14 protein-coding genes are annotated in these 16878 nt (G+C 63.9%); 6 read left to right on the top strand and 8 right to left on the bottom strand.

The window, feature by feature from the left end; all coding sequences use genetic code 11:
* Positions 1–148: 148 nt before the first annotated feature.
* On the bottom strand, positions 149–382 hold the full coding sequence (locus ACFWP0_RS03840; RefSeq protein ID WP_377839805.1) for a hypothetical protein: 234 nt from the start codon (positions 380–382) through the stop codon (positions 149–151).
* Positions 383–405: 23 nt separating this feature from the next.
* Here ACFWP0_RS03840 and ACFWP0_RS03835 point away from each other — a divergent pair, with 23 nt between their 5' ends.
* Entirely contained in the window at positions 406–558 is a 153-nt protein-coding gene (locus ACFWP0_RS03835; protein ID WP_377839803.1) for a hypothetical protein, read from the top strand.
* Between the two features lie 71 nt (positions 559–629).
* On the opposite strand, the gene ACFWP0_RS03830 is transcribed toward ACFWP0_RS03835, so the two are convergent.
* Complete coding sequence (locus tag ACFWP0_RS03830) at positions 630–2180, bottom strand: diguanylate cyclase (RefSeq protein WP_377839802.1); 1551 nt, start codon at positions 2178–2180, stop codon at positions 630–632.
* Between the two features lie 116 nt (positions 2181–2296).
* A complete protein-coding gene (locus ACFWP0_RS03825) occupies positions 2297–3421 on the bottom strand; it encodes a tyrosine-type recombinase/integrase (protein ID WP_377839801.1) in 1125 nt (374 codons plus the stop codon).
* 108 nt (positions 3422–3529) lie between these two features.
* On the opposite strand from ACFWP0_RS03825, the gene ACFWP0_RS03820 reads away from it, so the two are divergent.
* Positions 3530–4552, top strand: a complete 1023-nt coding sequence (locus ACFWP0_RS03820; protein WP_377839800.1) for a DNA-binding protein — start codon at positions 3530–3532, stop codon at positions 4550–4552.
* 142 nt (positions 4553–4694) lie between these two features.
* Entirely contained in the window at positions 4695–5057 is a 363-nt protein-coding gene (locus ACFWP0_RS03815; RefSeq protein ID WP_377839799.1) for a transposase, read from the top strand.
* Positions 5058–5090: 33 nt separating this feature from the next.
* On the opposite strand, the gene ACFWP0_RS03810 is transcribed toward ACFWP0_RS03815, so the two are convergent.
* The 4 genes from ACFWP0_RS03810 to ACFWP0_RS03795 all read right to left on the bottom strand — a co-directional run bounded on the left by ACFWP0_RS03810 (position 5091) and on the right by ACFWP0_RS03795 (position 13362).
* Positions 5091–5843 carry a response regulator gene (locus ACFWP0_RS03810; protein WP_377839797.1) on the bottom strand — a complete coding sequence of 251 codons (753 nt, stop codon included), beginning with the start codon at positions 5841–5843 and terminating at the stop codon, positions 5091–5093.
* A 366-nt stretch (positions 5844–6209) separates the two neighbouring features.
* Positions 6210–9482, bottom strand: coding sequence for an ATP-binding protein (locus ACFWP0_RS03805; RefSeq protein ID WP_377839796.1), 3273 nt, complete (start codon positions 9480–9482; stop codon positions 6210–6212).
* An 11-nt stretch (positions 9483–9493) separates the two neighbouring features.
* Positions 9494–10714, bottom strand: coding sequence for an EAL domain-containing protein (locus ACFWP0_RS03800; protein WP_377839795.1), 1221 nt, complete (start codon positions 10712–10714; stop codon positions 9494–9496).
* Entirely contained in the window at positions 10711–13362 is a 2652-nt protein-coding gene (locus tag ACFWP0_RS03795) for an ATP-binding protein (RefSeq protein WP_377839793.1), read from the bottom strand. The genes ACFWP0_RS03800 and ACFWP0_RS03795 overlap by 4 nt, the downstream gene beginning before the upstream one ends.
* 504 nt (positions 13363–13866) lie before the next feature.
* Between ACFWP0_RS03795 and ACFWP0_RS03790 the strand changes: the two genes are divergently transcribed.
* Both ACFWP0_RS03790 and ACFWP0_RS03785 read left to right on the top strand, forming a co-directional pair.
* Entirely contained in the window at positions 13867–14646 is a 780-nt protein-coding gene (locus ACFWP0_RS03790; protein ID WP_377839792.1) for a hypothetical protein, read from the top strand.
* A 67-nt stretch (positions 14647–14713) separates the two neighbouring features.
* Positions 14714–15070, top strand: a complete 357-nt coding sequence (locus ACFWP0_RS03785) for a hypothetical protein (protein ID WP_377839790.1) — start codon at positions 14714–14716, stop codon at positions 15068–15070.
* Between the two features lie 25 nt (positions 15071–15095).
* Here the strand turns inward: ACFWP0_RS03785 and ACFWP0_RS03780 are convergent, their stop codons facing one another.
* Positions 15096–15284 carry a hypothetical protein gene (locus ACFWP0_RS03780; protein WP_377839789.1) on the bottom strand — a complete coding sequence of 63 codons (189 nt, stop codon included), beginning with the start codon at positions 15282–15284 and terminating at the stop codon, positions 15096–15098.
* A 375-nt stretch (positions 15285–15659) separates the two neighbouring features.
* Here ACFWP0_RS03780 and ydiK point away from each other — a divergent pair, with 375 nt between their 5' ends.
* On the top strand, positions 15660–16700 hold the full coding sequence (gene ydiK, locus ACFWP0_RS03775) for an AI-2E family transporter YdiK (RefSeq protein WP_377839788.1): 1041 nt from the start codon (positions 15660–15662) through the stop codon (positions 16698–16700).
* Positions 16701–16878: the final 178 nt, after the last annotated feature.

Below are 16878 nucleotides of genomic sequence, written 5' to 3'. Positions count from 1 at the left end.
TCGGGCTGGATGCGAGGGCAAGCATTGAATGAGAATGGATATTAATTATATGAGAGGCCCGCCCGTTTTTACATCCTGCACGATGCCCGAGTCCGGCGCGATCTGGCGCAGTGAGTTCCACGCGCCGGCATTTTTCAGTAAAATTATGCTAAAATCTTTTAATTGGCAGCAAAATAATAATAAAAATATGCCAATAAGAACAACTCAGCAAAAGCATCCGGGCGGTGGAAATCGGCTGCCCGCTCTTGCTGCTCTGCATCTGCCGGCGGCACGTCCTCCGGCTGTTTTGTCCTGGCGTTGCCGCCTCCTGAATGCTCCCCGCAACCACGGCATTCATGGCACGCTTGAATCCTGTGTGCTGTGCTTGGGCGGGGGAAGCCATGCATCCTGAATAGGAGCACGCTCATGTCTCATCAATTGGTTGGTAAGAAGTGGAGCTTCGAGATTCCCCCCTTGAACTGGAAGGCCCCCGAGGCGGATGAAAAGTCCGAGCGCAATGTCGCGCCCGTCGACGCCGATGCTTCCAAAGACGCCGAAGCCGCCCGCTCCACGGCGTAATCCGCAGCCCATAAGTATTACCTGCAGGTATGGCCCGCCCATCGCGGCGGCCATATTTGCGGGTCGTGCGCTCACGCCTGGTGCGTGACCACGCAATTGCGCCCTTGCTGCTTGGCCGCGTAGAGCGCGGCATCGGCAGCCCGAAACGCCTGGTCCACGCCGGGGCCGCTTGAGGGCCACTGGGCCACGCCGGCGGACACCGTGATGCGGCTGGCCTCGCGCAATGGCCGCTTGGCAACACGCGCGCGCAGGCGCTCCGCAACATTGGCCGCCTCTTGCGCGCCCACGCCGGGCAGCAGGATCAGGAATTCCTCGCCGCCGTTGCGGCAAAGAATGTCCGACGGACGCGAGCATTCGCGCATCACTTGCGCCATGTCCTGGATCACCGCATCCCCGACGGTGTGCCCGTAGGTGTCGTTGACCTGCTTGAAATGGTCGATGTCCAGGGCCACGACGGAAAACGGAGTGCCGGACGCCTGTAGCTGATCCACCGCATCCTGCGTGCCGCGCCGGTTGCGCAGGCCGGTCAGCGGGTCCGTGATGCTGGCAAGATTCAGCTTGCCGATCTTCTCCTGCATGCTCGTAAAGCTCCAGATCACCGCGCGCTTCAAGCGTTGCGCTTCAAAGTACCAGGCCTTCACCGACTTCACGCGCTGCATGGCGACGGCCACATCCTGGTGCTCGACATTGGTGGCCAGTTGCGACAGGGGCAGGGAGATCATGCGGGCGCACCACCAGATCGCCAGCAGGAACGCCAGGGCCAGCGGCGCGGCATACCCGATCAACGCCCAGATCAGGTCCTGTATGGGCTCCAGCGTGGCCGCGGCGGGCCGTTGCGCAATCACGCCCCAGCCACTCGCCGGCACCGCGGCATATCCGGCCAGCATGTCCACCCCCTTGGTATTGATCACCCGCTGCGCCCCGGCTTTCCCCGCCGTCACCGCAGCCACCACGGGATTGGAGAGGACTCTTTCGCCAACCCGGCCGGCATCGGTGTGATAGATGAGCCGGCCATCGCCGTCCACCACGTACAGGTACGACCCATCCTGGTAATGATGCTTGCCCAGCAGATCCTGCAACGCGCTCTCGTTGCGCAGATAGATGGTGCCCGCGATGTATCCCAGGTAGCGGCCGTCGTTGGAGAAAATCGGGTGCGAAAGATTGATCAGCAGGTTGCCTGCGATGGAAACATAGGGCTTGCTGATCACGGGCTGCCTGGCTTGCAGCGCCACGCGGCTGCCCGGCGTGTCCACGCGGGTGCCCAGGAAGCTGCGGAAACTCTGCGTGGCGGCCAGGATGGTGCCGTCGGCGCGCACGACACCGACCGAGTTGAAGCTGTCGGTCTGCTGCTGCACGCGCGTCACTTCGGCGGCAAGTTCCTCTGGCAACTCGATCAGGTCCGGCATATGGCGGGCGCTGTAGCCGAGCTGCTGCTGCGCCGCTTTCAGGAAGCTGCCCGCGCTTTCCGCCAGCTTGGCGGCATAGACCCGGTTTGACTCCAGCGTGTTGGCAATCAGCTGCTCGCGCTGCACGCGATAGCTGGCGTACAGCGCGTTCGCCGTGGCGGCGAGGGCGCTGAAAACGGTAAGCGCAAGCACTAGCCCGCGTAGGTTGATTCGCATGGGGTCACAGCGGACAGGGGGAGGGCTGGCGCGGCGGCCAGTCGGAGGACGGGAATCGGGAAGAGAGCGGTTCGGGCAAGGGGCGGGGCGAAGTGATTGTAATGTCGCTCCGACCATTACGGCAGATCCGGCAGATTCCTATGGGCGGGTGGCTCCGGATCGTCGAGGAGACGGGCCGCAGGCGACCGCGCGGCGGCGCCCGCCCGGAAGTAGCCCATGACGGTCGCCACGCTGGCATGGCCGGTCATTGCCATCGTGTCGCCCAGCGGCACATTGCGCCGGCCCGCCTCCGTCACGAATCCGGAACGCAGGCTGTGCGCCGAAAACTCGCCTTCCAGCCCGGCCTGCCGGCAGCGTTCCAGCACGATGTCCCGCACCGCGGCCGCAGCCAGGGGCTCGCCTATCACGTCGCCGCGGCGCACGCGGCGAAAAATTGGCCCTTGGCGAATCCCGCTGGCGGCCAACCACGCATCCAGCGCCAGGGCGGCCGAGCCCACGATGGGCTTCTGGTCGTCCGCGCGGCTGGCGCCCGCCTGATTGGTCTTGGAGTGCGTCATCGTATACAGGAAGCCCTCGGCGGTGCGCGGCGTATTCTCCACGGTGGCGCGCACCACCTCCGAGCGCCGGCGACCGCCGCTGGCCCAGGCAAACAGCAGGAGGGCGCGGTCGCGCTTGCCGCGCAGGGACTCGTCGCAGGTCTCCAGCAGCGCTTGCAGCGGTTCACGGGTCAGCGCCTCTTTCTTGGCGGACGCCACGCCGCGCCGGGCATAGGCGCGGCGGGTCTTGGCCAGCAGTTCTCGAACGGCGGCATTGCGGCAAGGGTTGGTATGCCCGAGCAGCTCATGCGCCTTGGACAGCACCGACAGGCGCTGCAGCAGGGTACTCAGGCTGGGCGGGCCAAGCTTGCCCTTGGCCTTCAGCCGCACCAGCTCCAGGTCCAGCGCCAGCGGCAATTCCCATTTCAATCCATGCTCCGTGGACCGCTGCGCATGATCCACCACGAACTGGATGACCGCCGCTTCCGGCAGGGGCAGGGCAAAGGGCTGGCCGTAGCGCAGCTCGAACCAGGCGGTCCAGTAGCGGATGGCAGCCCGGTAGCTCGCGGCCGTGTTGGCCGAGCTGCCTTCGCGCATCAGCCCTCGCACCGCGGCGTCGGCCTGCGTGTCCAGCGTTTGCGGATCCAGCAAGGGCAGCAATTCCAGCAATTTCAGCGGCAATCGGCGTGGGTTGTTCATATTCATATAAATATATATGTATGCTGTATGATATCTAACACTAATACAGCATTAGTCACGATAAGGTTCTCTTATCGTGACTAACTTTAGCGCATAGCGCAAGGAAAGCCGGCCATGGCCACAGGAATCACCGAATCGGACGTCTGGGCCGCAGCCGATGCCCTGTTGCTAGAGGGCGCGCGGCCCACCATCGAGCGTGTGCGCCAGAAAATCGGCCGCGGCTCGCCCAATACCGTCAGCCCGCACCTGGAAACATGGTTTCGCTCCCTTGGCGCGCGAATCAAGGATCCCCGCGCCTTTGCCGCGCCGCCGGAGATTCCCGATCCCATCGCCCAGGCGGCCGCGCATTTCTGGGAGGCGGCCCTGACCGCCGCGCGCGCGGAACAGACCCAGGCCTACCAGCAGCGCTGGGAAGAACTTGCCAGGGAAGGGGAGCGCTTTGCGGCGCAGGCCGAACAGTTGCAGCAACGCGAGGCTCAACTGGCTGACAGGGAACGCGATCTGCAGGAAGGACTGAAAGTGGCCACGGCGCAACTTGCGTCGACGGAAGAACGCCTGCGGGCCGCCGAAGCGCAGCTGCGCGAGCGCGACAAGGCATTGGCCGGGGCCCGGGATAACCTGGCGGATGCGCAAAGCGCCATCCAGACATTGGCGGCGGAGGCGGACCAGGCCCGCGACAAGCACGCTGACGCGCTGGCCGCATTGGACTCGCGCCACGCCGCCCATGAACGGCGCTGGCTGAACGAGCTGGATGGCGAGCGCGGCGCGGTCAAACGCCTGCAGGCGAGGCTGGATGAGTTGCAGGCCGCAAGCCAGCAACAGGCCGAGCAGCTGCGCCAGGCCCTGGCTGCCGCGCAGGAACAGCAGCGCGCGGCCGAGCAGGCTGTCTTGGCTCAACGGGCGCAATCGCTCATGGATGCGCGCCAATGGCAGGCCGAGTCCGCGGTCGCCCAGGAAGCGCTGCTGGCCGCCCGGCGCAGCGAAGCCGACCAGCTCCAACGCCTGGCGGCGGCGCAGCGGCGGGCCGACGACCTGTTCGCGCAGCTCAAATCCAAGGACGCGCAGTTCAGCGATCTGGCGAGCCGCCTGATGGCGATGCAAGAGACGCCCAAGGCACCGAAAGACACCGCGCCATAGCCAGGAAAGCCGTTGAGCCAAACAGGCTCATGACTCATTCCGTGAGCCTGCCAGCAGGCTTCACCCTCACAGCGAAAAATGGGAATTTTCCTATTGAGGAGGCTAGGCGTCGTAGACAAAATTGAGCAAGGGAATTCTCCCCATGCCTGTGATTCGCCCGGCCCGGATGCGCCGCTTGCGGAAAGCGGGTCGCCAGTTCACGTATTGGAGGGCATTCATGAGCTCACGACGGTTCAGCCAGGAATTCAAGGAGCACGCAGTCCGACAAATTGTCGAGCAGTCCCAGCCGGTCGCGGATGTGTCGGAACGGCTGGGCGTGTCCGCCCACAGTCTTTACAAGTGGATCAAGGTGTTCAAGCCGGCCGGCGCGCCCGGCAAGATCGCCGAGGAACTGATCGAAACCAGGAACGAATTGTCGCGTTTGCAGGCGCAATTGCGCCTGCTCGAAGAAGAGCGGGACATTCTCCAAAAAGCAGCAAGGTACTTCGCCAGGATGGCTGGTTGAGCCCAGCGCCCGCCGGCTCAACGCTCAGGCAATTCAAGAAAACCCTTGCTCGTCCGCGTACCTGAGCAACTCCGCATTGGTTTCAATGTTGAGCTTGCGCATCGCAGATTGCTTCTGTGTCCCGATGGTCGCAACCGAGCGGTTAAGGCGTCGCGCGATCTCCGTCACGGACAGGCCCAGCGCAAACATCCGCACCACTTCAAGTTCTTTTGGCGAAAGACCCTTGGTCTTGTTGGCCCCGCCCATCGTCACGTCGTTGTGGCTGAGCCGCTTGCTGATGCTCGCCGACAGGATCGGCCCCTTCTCGGTCAATGCGCGGACGCAAATCGCGACAAGATCGTCGATGGTCTCTTCCTTGCTGACCAGCCCCGTAACGCCAAGTTGCCGCAACTGGCTGAGGATCCCGCTGTTCGTCAGCATGGTGAACACAACTATCGGGATTTGCGGAAACATGCGCTGCAGGCGCTCGATGAGGCGCAGGCCGTCTTCGTCAGCCGTGTCGGACTGCATCGCAAAGTCGGTCACGATCAGGTGGCACGAGTGATTCTGTACTGCCGTAATGAGCTCGTGCCCCGATCGCGCCGTGGCGATAACGCTAAATCCCGGCATCTCGTTGAGAGAGTCTGCAAGCGCGAGAGACACTATGGGATGGTCATCGGCAACAATAATCCGTACATCTTGTTCAGACGGAGGCTTGCTCATGGATAGGTCATCCAATATGCAATGATTCGAGCCTGGTGAATCCTGATGCTCGTCAATCGGACCTGCATGGGGAAGCAAGCTCATGACCAGCCCCACCAAGCGTGGAGGGCCACGGCGCTCGATACTCCCTACGTTGATCATTTTATGTCCAAATTCTACTGGAAAGACTAGAAAACTCTTGGGGTATCTGGCTGATTGAGCCTGATTCGGCTCATGATGGAGGGTAGAGGACGGCGCGTTGATGCCCGGCCCGTCGGAAATCGGGCCGCAGACGCGCCAATACCCAAGCTAAATCTATGCCATTTTCTGAGGGTCGGAAATCGAAGGATTTCGAGAAGTAACATTGCAACAAAAAAAAGTGCCTCATAGTGAGGCACTTTTGCTCTGGCGCTGCGCGTTCTTGAGGCTTGAACCGACCTTCGGAGGCGATGCGCGCGGGCCGGCGCCCGCTCAGATATCGGCCAGCATGCCGCGCAATGACTTTGCCAGAGCTTTGCCTTCGTCCAGCGTCCCGGCGCCCATCCCGTCGCTGCGCAATGCAGCTTCCAGGGCTTCCAGCCGCTCGGTCAGCGCCCTCATGTGCATGACGCTGAGCGCCCCGCGCATCCGGTGCAGGGTCTTCGCGAGCAAATGCAGGTCGCGTGCCTCCAGCGCCTGTTCCATCTCCCCTACATCGGCCTCCATGGTGGTCACGAACAACGCCCGGTACTTGGCGGGAATGGCCGGCGCGGACTCTGCCGCGGCCGCCGGCCCAGACCGGACCATAGTCTCGGCAATTCCCGACGAGCCGGATCCGCGGCCCTGGAGGTGGCGGCGCAACGTGCTCAGCCCGATAGGCTTGACGAGCCACGACGTCATCCCCGCAGCCAGGCAGCGCTCCTCCTCTTCGCGCATGGCATTGGCGGTGACGCCGATGATCGGGACGGTGGCGCCCATGGCGCGCAGCTCGCGCGCCAGCTCGTAGCCGTTCATGCGCGGCATGTTGACGTCGGTCAGAACCACGTCGTAAGAGGACAATCCCCAAAGCATGAGCGCCTCGGCGCCGTCCGACGACAGCGTGGCCTCGCACCCGAGCTGCTCAAGCTGATGCAGCAGCGTGGCCTGATTGATCGGATTGTCTTCAGCCACCAGAACCGACAGCCCCAGCGGCGCGAAAGCGCTGATTTCGGTCGCCGGCTCCACCGCCCGCTCGCCCCGCAGCGCGCCAAGTATGCCGGCGGCAATGTGCTCCACGCTGGGAATGACTCGGATGGTGCGCGCGGACGGCGCTTTGCCCGCGGCGGACGCCAGCACATGATGGCCGGCCCAATCGAGGGCATCGAAGTCGCCGCCGCTAAACAGCACATCCAGCAAGACGTCGTCTGGCGTGCCCACCGGCAGGGGATTGGGCGCCGGCGTTGCCCGCGCGCCCCAGTGCTTGAGCCAGGCGCAGATATTCTCGGTCAGTTCGTGGTGGGGGCTGCGGACAAAAACGCCGATGCCGCTCAGGTCGGGCGCGTTCGCCGGCTGCCCCGGCACGGCCTGAAGCGGCAACTCCAGAGAAAAGCTGCTGCCCAGGCCGAGTTCGCTGGTCACGCGGATCTCGCTGCCCATCAGCTTGGCCAGCCGCGCGCAGATGGACAGGCCGATGCCGGTGCCCCGCACCGTGTGGGAGCCGCTGTTGATCTGGTAGAAGGGAACGAAGAGCTGCGTCTGCTCCTGCTTTCCGATGCCGATGCCCGTGTCGACGACCTGGAGCACGAGATTCGTCCGGTCCGCATGAGCCTTCGCCACTTTCAAGCGCACGATCACGTGGCCCGAGTCGCTGAACTTGATGGCGTTGCTCAACAGATTGCTGAGAATTTGCCGGATGCGCGCGGCATCGCCCATCACCCACTCGGGCACCGCGATGTCCACGCAGCAAAACAGCAGCAGCGCCTTCTGCGCAGCCATCGCGGCATACGAGCTGGTGCAGCTTTGCACGAGCTCGCGCGGATTGAACTCGGTGGATTCCAGCACGAGCTGGCCGGTTTCGATCTTGGTGATGTCCAGGATGTCGCTGATCAGCTGCAGCAGGATCGAGGATGAACTCTGCATGCGCTCCAGATGCTGGCGCTGCTCGTCGTCGAGCTTGGTCAGGCTCATCAGTTCCAGCGTGCCCAGCACGCCATAAAGCGGCGTGCGGATCTCATGGCTCATCGTCGCCAGGAACGTCGACTTTGCCTCGCTGGCCATGTCCGCGGCCCGCTTGGCTTCGGCCAGCGTACGTTCAATGACCGCGCGGGCGCTGATGTCGGAGAACGCGCAGAGCACGACATCCTGATGGTTGTACCGAGTCGGCGCGTAGGCAACATAGAGCGGCCGGCCGTCGGTGGCCTGGAAATTCGCGATCGTGCCCGGGCCCGCCGCGCCCAGCACCTGCCGCAGGAACAGATTGGCGGCCGGCGTGTTCTCCAGTTCCCTGCCGGCCTCCGCTCCCAGCCATTGCAGCGCCAGGTTGTTTCCGAAGACCACTTCACCCATCGGCCGCGCCAGCACGCACAGCGCCACCGGCGCGGTTTCAATCAGGGTGCGGCTGAATTCCTCTTTTTCGACGATCTCGCGCTGGGCGTCCAGCGCCGGCGCGATGACGCGGCGGCTGTACCAGCGCATGGATGCGATGCCGCCTACCAGGCTCAGCAAGAGCAGAAGGCCCGCACTGATGGGCAGCCAGAGATTGTCCTGGAAGAAGGCGTTGTAGCTTACCCGGTACACGCCCGTCCACACGCCCGAGGGGTCCGTCACGCGCAGCACCATGCCATTGGCCGTGTATCGGAGTCCATCGCCGGCCACTTCAGGGCGAGGGCCGTCACCCAGCAGCACGCCCTGGTCTCGATGCGACAGCCAGAATCCGCCATGGAGAGGCCGGCGCATGGTTTTTTCGAAGATGTTGATCCGCTGATGATTGAACTGCGTGGCGGCGTAGACGGCGGACGACGTTCCCGGCGCGCTGCTCCACACCGATTGCGGCATGCTCGCATACATCAGGGCCAGCATGCTGCCTGGCAGCGCATCGGCCCTGAACCAATGCACGCGGCTGGAGCCGGTCAGTTCAGGCCCGTTCGGCAGGTCCTGGTCGATAAGACGCTGGCGGACAGCCTGCAAGCGGCGCAATTCCGCCCGCATGGCGTCCGTGACGGCGAGAAATGTCTCGGGCGTCAGCAGGTCGTAGCCGGACGGTGCGCCAACCGCCGGAACGCTCAGGCTGATGCTGTCGTTGTGATTGACCAGAAAGATCGTGGAAGCGGGGTAGTAGGACGACGCCCAGTAGGTCGAATAGAAATCCGACAGGTATCCGCCCAGGTTCGCCAGCCGGCGGCCTGACGTGGGGCAGTCGGCCGAATCCTCGCAGGCAAGGGAGAACGGCATCTCCGCAGCCGTGTTCTGCCCTTCGAAGAGCTGCATTCCAAAGCGTTCCTCGACCTCGGACACGCGCAGGGAAATCGGCGTCGAAATGTTCTCGGGGGGCAGGGAAGCGCTTTGCGAGCGGAGCTTGCCGAGGAACTGCTCTTGCGCATGGACATAACCGATCAGGATCGAGAAATCCAGATTCAGCCGTTCGCGCTCTTGCTCGACGATGCGGTTCAGGCCCCACGAAAAAGCGCCGGCCAGGACCAGCACAAAGGGCAAAATTCCAAACAAGGCCAGATACAGCCAGCGTGAGGTGCGCGTAACCCTGGCAAATGGCGTGTCCTGCTTGCGCATGGCCGGCTTCTCTATAGATGAGATGCTTCCATGGCTTGCCGCTCCATGGCGAGCAGATGACTGAAAGCGCCGGCGTCGACCGCGGCGGAAATAAGGAATCCTTGCGCGCAGTCGCAGCCAATCCGCCTGAGGAACTCAAGATCCTTGCTGGTTTCAACGCCCTCGGCGGTAACCTGGAGGCCCAATTGGCGCCCGAGCTGCACCGACGAGACAAGCGCGGCGGCGCGGCCTTCATCGTCGGCGGCGCCGCTGACGAAGGCGCGGTCGATTTTCAATTCGGTAAATGGCGTAGAGATCAGACTGTACATCGAGCTATACCCCCTCCCAAAGTCATCCTGAGCCAGGCCGAAGCCTTTGAGGCGCAGCCGGCTTGCGCCCATATAATATTGGCCTTGTACCGTGGTTGTCTCGTCTTCCAGCAGTTCGAAGGATATTTCTTGCGTTGAAACGCCCTTGGCCTGCACCATTTGCTCAAGCTCGTCGGGAAGATCCGGATCGTCCAGCAACTGAGTGGGCAGATTCACCGAAACCGGCATCCGGTATCCTTCGCGCCGCCATCGCATGTGCGCATCCAGCGCATCTTCCAGCATCCGCAGCAGCAGGGCGCGGTCCAGGCCGTGCCGGCGCACCGCCGACAGGAAGGAGCCGGGCAACATGAAGCCAAATTCAGGATGCTGCCAGCGGACCAGCGCCTCGGCGCTGACTATCCTTCCGCTGGCCAATGCCTTCTTGGGCTGAAACCAGGCGCATAGCTGCCCCTGCTGCAGGGCATGTTCCAGCGTGTCGCCGTCAAACACGGTGTCGACCTCGGCCCGCAAGGCGGGCCTGGCGGCTTCGGCGCTGCTTCGGCGCAACTGGCCGGCCAGTTGCCTAGCGTGGTCGGACGTCAGCGGTTTTGCGAACGTGCCCAGCACCGCAAGCCCTTTTTCCTTTGCCATCAGCGCAACGCTGTTCATGATCCGCCGTGGGCACGCCGAGACGATCGCCAGCATGGGGTTGTGATGCAGCGTGGCAAGCCTGTCGATGAACTGCACGCCATCCATTCCCGCCATGTTCAGGTCGATCAGCACGAGGTGGTAGGGCCGCAGGCCGATCATTTGCAGCGCGGCCTCGGCGGAAGTCGCCACATCCGCATAGCTGAAGCCCGCGGACTCCAGCAGATCCGCCAGGTGGACGCATTGGAAGGGATGATCGTCCACGATCAGGATCCTGTAGTCGGACAGCTGCTTCATATGACTTCCTTAAGGGCGATTAGCGCTTGGCGCAAGGCGGAAATGGGCAAGGGCTTGAGCAGCACGGTAGTCATCCCGGCGACGGTGCTGCGCCGGAGATCGTCCGTGAATGCGCTGGCGGTGATGCCGACAATGGGCCGGGTGTAGCCTTGGCCGCGCAGGGCGCGCGTGAGATCGTAGCCGTCCATCTGCGGCATCTGCAGATCGGTCAGGACGGCATCGAAAGCCGACATGTCGGGGCGGCCCAACGCGTCCTGCCCATTCGAGGCCACCACGACCGTGCAGCCCAGGTGCTCCAGCTGCTCCCGCAGGATCTGCTGGCTGACTTCGTTGTCCTCCACAACCAGCACATGCATATCCAGAGCGTCCCGCGAGGTCTTGAGCTCCAGGGAGACCTTGGCGGCGACGCCATCCTGCGCGAGACGCACCGCGGCGGCGATGCTTGCCAGGCTGTGGGCGTTGGCCATCCAGCTGTTGCGCCCCCCCTCCGGCCGGGGCCGGGTCCCCGGCGGATGCGCGACGACCCGGGCGCCCGCCCAAACCGCCGCCGTCGCCTCGCGCGGCCAGGCCTCGACCAGCACGCCGCCGCCCAGGCGTCCGTGATGCGCCGCGCGGTAGGGAATCGCCAGGGCGCCCCAATGCCGCAACCATTGGCACAGGTTGTTGACCACGTCGTTCACGGCCCCGCGCACGAAGACCGGCTTGGGGTCCAGCCGTATCGCCTGGTCCGAGTACGCTTCGCTCGCCAGGGGCAGCGTCAGTTCGAGCGACATGCTGGTGCCCAGGCCGGGTTCGCTGACGGCGGAAAGCGCGCCGCCCATCATCTCGGCCAGGCGCCAGCAGATCGCCAGCCCGAGTCCGGTGCCCGGGAAGGCCTGGGGCTGGCTCGTCTCGGCCCGATAGTAGGGTTCAAAGAGCCGGGCGTGATGTTCCGCCGAGACGCCGATACCCGTATCGGCCACCTGGAACTTCAAGGTGGCGCACTGGGAATCGACGTGCAGCGTTTGCAGGCGCAGCACGACTTGCCCGGAATTGGTGAACTTGATGGCGTTGCTGACCAGGTTGTTGAGGATCTGGCGGATGCGCGTGATATCGCCGATCACCGCCATCGGCGAGGTCGCGTCGGCCAGGGCGTAGATATGCAGGCCCTTGGCTTCCGCGCGCGCCGCGTAGCTGCTGACCACGGCGTCAAGCAGCTCGGCCGGACAGAACGCCGACGACTCCAGCTTCAGGTAGCCCGCTTCGATGCGCGACAGGTCCAGCGTGTCGTTGATGGTGCGCAGCAACGTCGCCGAGGACTGCTGCATGGTCTCCAGGTATTGCTGCTGCTGGCTGTCCATCGCCGTGAGGCCCAGCATTTCCAGCGTGCCCAATATGCCGAACAAAGGCGTCCGGATCTCGTGGCTCATGGTGGTCAGGAAGACCGTCTTGGCGTGATTCGCCGCATCGGCATCCAGCTTGGCCTGCGTGATCGAGCGCTCGACCCGCTTGAACGCCGTGATGTCGTTGATTCCGCAAAGCACGACCTCCTGGCCGCGATACGTGATGGGGGCGAAGGTGAGATACACGCTGCGCCCGTCGTTCAAGACGAATTCCCGCCCCGAATCAAAGTCGTTCGAGGAGAAAAGCCTGGACAGGAGGTCCGACTCGCCGAGCAGCCATTGCCTGGCCAATTCGTTCGAAAGCAGGGGCACGCCGTCGGCGCGCCGCAGCAGGCATAGCCCGACCGGCGCGACTTCGACGAGCTTGCGGTTCAGGGCGACGCTGTCGGCCAGCGCTTCGTATTGCCGGACCGCAGGCGCGACCAGCTTCTTCTTGATATGGCGCACGCCGAGGATCACCGCCGCGAACAGCAGCGCCGCGCCGGCCAGCGCCGCCTGGATTGCGAACGCGGTGTCGGCGAGAATCCGGCCGATCGGGGTGTAGTACACGAGCCGCCAGCCCGCTTCACCCACCGACTTGTTCAGCACGACGAACTTGGGCAGCAATCCGGCGCCCCACCATCCGAAGGAGTCCTGCCGTCCATCCCGTTGGCCAAGCTGCGCAAGGTAAGGGGCGACGGGGCTGTGCACGACGGGCGCGTCGTGCTGGTCGTACAGGACATAGCTCCCCCCGCGCAGGGAAGACAAGTCGATCGCCGCATCGATGTCGCCCACTTCCAGCCCGATCCAGCCCGAACGGGGCGTGGCGGGATCCAGGGGCGTGTACAGATAGAGCTGGTTTGCGTGCTCCATCGGCGGCTTCAGCCAGACGATGGGATTGTGGCCGCCCGGCAGCACCGCCGGATCGGCGGCGGCCAGCTTGCGGGTGATCCACTGCTGCTTGGCGGAATCCATGTCGGCCGCTTTGCCCTCGTGCGGGGGCACGATGCGCGAGGTATGGCCGTTGCGCACCGAGCTAAATACCAGCTGGGTGCGGGCGAGGGCGATGTCGTTCAGGTCTCGCGGCGTGAGGATCAATGCCCAATCGAAGGCGTTCGTATCCTCCCGCAGCGGAAAGACCTCGATTTGCTGCGTATTGCCAAAGTAGCGCGGCGTTTCGGACGCAGGCGCGCCATCCGAGTTCCGGACGGAGGAGGACGAGAGGGAACGCAGCAGGATCTCTCGCTGGTCAAAGAACAGCTGCGCGTTGTAGGCAGCCGCGTTCATCTGCCGGCGATAAACGGAAACCGTATTGCTGAAGGACCAATAGAGGAAAAAAACCGCTCCTGCGGCAATGGAGGTTAAGAGCGCCGCCGCGAACAAATGCAGCAGCAGGGACGATGCCCTAGGCGCCGCCCCTGCGTCGTGCGAGAGAGTTTGAGTTTCCTGAACAGGCATGAGGCCATCGTAAGAAGGAGCCTATGCCCTGGATATAAGAAGATTTTGAAAGTGAGGGTGATCCCGAATAGCCAAATCGGCAAAAAATTAAGTGATTTGAGGCTCAACTCGCCAGGATGGTAACAATTATGAGGGTTGGCTTTTTTAAGAAATTTCTTATTTTGTGCGCATTGGCGATACGCCAGAATCAGAATTTTATTATGTGCGCCTAGAGTCGCCATTCCTATACTCGCTGCAAAATACTGCCCTGACCCATATTCCGTTGGATTTACTCCGCCGTACCCGGCACTGGCCGTCCTGTAGATACATGTGCGCCCATAATAGAAGTCATGCATGAACGTTACAAAATCGGAAGGGTCAGCCTTGCATTTGAGCGATTCGCTCAGAATTCAGCCCGTCATGGATGCAAGCGGCGCCATATGCGAAATGGCGCTTGTCGGCGATAGCCTGAAGCGCCTGTCAAACGATCACACGCACGGCGTGTCGGCCGTCGCACTGCGCGAGGCGGGACGTGTTTTCCAGGCCAGCGGCTGCCTGGCGCCCCTGACCATGGATCATCAGCTCGATGTCCACACTGACATCGGCCTGCCCGAGCAACTGTGCCAGGATCTGCGCATTGCCGCGGTGGGCGTCGATTTACTGCCGGCGACGAGCCCCGAGCACGATGCCGCTACGCCCATCTACCCGAGCGCCAAGGTGATCTACAACGTTCCGCTGAGCGACCGGCTGGTGGATGGCGCCGACGTGTTTCGCCACTACAGGGAATTCAAGCCGGCGCTGCGCATACGCCTGTTGCCGTCCACTCTGGATGGCGCCCCCACTCGGCTCGGCACGATACGGGCCGTCGGCGTGCGAGTCGACATACCTACAGGCATCAGCCAAGCCCACACGCTGCAGGAACGGTTCTTCAGCCTGCTCGGGCAGGCTTCCCGCAAGGGTCTCAGAGTGCTGGCCGGCAACATCAAGGACATTGACGACTTCAACTGGCTACGGATGCAGCCTGACGTCCTGTTTCAGGGCGAGGTGCTCTCCATTGCGCTGAGCCTTGAATACATCCGGGAATGGCTGACGGGCGCGGGGTCCGGCTGGCGGACGTTCCAGCTGGGAGAGTAGGGCCGTTCCCCAAGGGGCGCGACCCGTCGCCGGATGGCCCCGAGCGGATCCGATTAAAATCGCCGCCATGCTTCCCACTCAAGTCATCGTCGCGCTGCTGGTCCTGCAGCTTGCCCTCGCCATTCCGCTGTTCGCCGTGGCTATCCAGCTGCTGCGCTTGCTGCATTGGTCCTTCCTGGCGGACCCGCAGTCGCGCGGCGAACGGCCGCAATTTACCGGCCCCGTGCTGGCGCTGGTATTCAGCGCGCTGGCCGCCGCCGACTTTCTGTCGTTTGAGCCCTTCGTCACATTTTCCAGAATCAACCCGGTGCCCGAGAGCGCGCGCGCCTACTTCACCGTCGCCATGCTGGCGCTGGCGGTCTGGTGCTGGGCGTATGCGGGCGCGATACGCAGCCGGATCCGCTCAGCGCTGGGCGTTTCCTGAGCGCCAAAGGCGCGTTCACGCGAAACTAGCGCGCTGGAACGGAACGCTGGAACGGCTCGTTGTTCTGTTCGCCAAAGCGCGACGAATGGTAGTTGGCGGGGTCCGAGCGCATCGAGCTGGTCGAGCGCGGCTGGTCGGAACTGTAGGAGCTGGGCGCGGTGCAGCCGGCCAGCAGAAAAGCCAGCAACAGGCCGGCGGTGGTCAGGATCCTCATGGCATGCCTCCATAGAGATGCCAACCGGAAACGCGGGCGCCGTCGGGTCAGGCGCCGCGCTCATCCTTTTCCGGCGACACGACACGCGCCGGATGCTGGCGCGAGATTGCCGGCATGAATGGATGGGCCTAATCCAGGGGAGGGGAGCTGTCCAGGACGACCGGGCAACCGGCAGGATCCTGGTCAAGCAAGTAACGTGCCCGCACCGGTCCAGAGGAATATCGGATAAATTCGTCGGGGAACGCGCTACACAGCCCCGGGCGGCCGCCCGCCGGCCGGCATGCGTCACACAATCCAGGGCGCCAGCCTTGTCAGGAGCAGCGGGTGATCCCACGCCAGTCAGTTGATATTGCCCGTGTTCTGCTTGTCATCGTCATGCTTTCCGCATTGATGATCGGCAGTCTTTACATACTTCGGCCGTTTTTGCCGGGCCTGATCTGGGCGACCACCATCGTCGTGGCCACCTGGCCGGTGCTGCTGGCCATTCAGCGCCATTGCGGCGGACGCCGCTGGATGGCCACCGTGGCGATGCTGATCATCCTGCTGTTCGTGATCGTGCTGCCGCTGTACCAGGCGATTTCGACCCTGGCGCTGCACGGCGGGGCGATCATGGCCGCGGTCAAGAGCCTGCCGGAGTACGCATTGCTGGCGCCGCCGGCGTGGATACGGAGCATTCCGCTGGCCGGCCCCCGGCTCGCGCAGGAATGGCAGACCCTGTCCGACGCCGGCGCGGGCGGCCTGCTGGCCCGGCTGGAACCCTACCTGACCACCGCCGCGCACTGGCTGCTGGGCCACGCCGCCATCGTCGGCGTATTCGTGATGCACATGCTCATCACCGTCATCATTGCCGGCATTCTCTACAGCCAGGGCGACGTCGCGGCGGACTTCATAAGGCGATTCTCAAACCGGCTGGCCGGCGAGCGCGGCGTGGCGGCGATCAGGCTGGCGGGGTCGGCGATCCGCGCCGTGGCGTTGGGCATTGTCGTCACGGCGGTGGTGCAGTCCGCGCTCGGCGGCATCGGCCTGTGGATTGCAGGCGTGCCGGCGGCCGGCATCCTGACCGCGCTCATGGTGATGCTGTGCCTCGCGCAGCTTGGGCCGTTCCTGCCCATGCTGGGCGGCGTCGTCTGGCTGTTCCAGAACGACATGAAGCTGGCGGCGGTAGTGCTGCTGGTCTGGGCGGTGGTGGTCGCCATGCTGGACAACCTGCTGCGGCCCATGCTGATCAGGCGGGGCGTGAACCTGTCGATGCTGCTGATCCTGTCCGGCGTGCTGGGCGGGATGTTCGCGTTCGGCATCGTCGGCCTGTTCATCGGCCCGGTGATCCTGGCAGTGACCTCCACGCTGCTGAAGGCCTGGATCGACGAGGTGCCGCCCCCGGTCGCGACCGACCCGATCGAGGCGCCCCGCGACTGAATGCGCCGCCAGGGCCGGGCAGGAAAAGGGCGTAACATCTGCCTCACGGCGCGGGCCCACGGGCCCGCTTTCTTGCAACACCCCCGGCAACACCCATGACGATGCACCCGCTTGTGCTGGCAGTAAGCACACCCCATCTTTCTTTCCATCCGGCTTTGGCCGCCCGCCAGGCGGTGGC

Origin of the sequence: Achromobacter sp. NPDC058515, assembly GCF_042721735.1 — a bacterium.
GTDB lineage: Bacteria > Pseudomonadota > Gammaproteobacteria > Burkholderiales > Burkholderiaceae_B > Achromobacter.
Note: the sequence above shows the minus strand (reverse complement) of the source record. Positions and strands in the feature narration are given on the sequence as shown.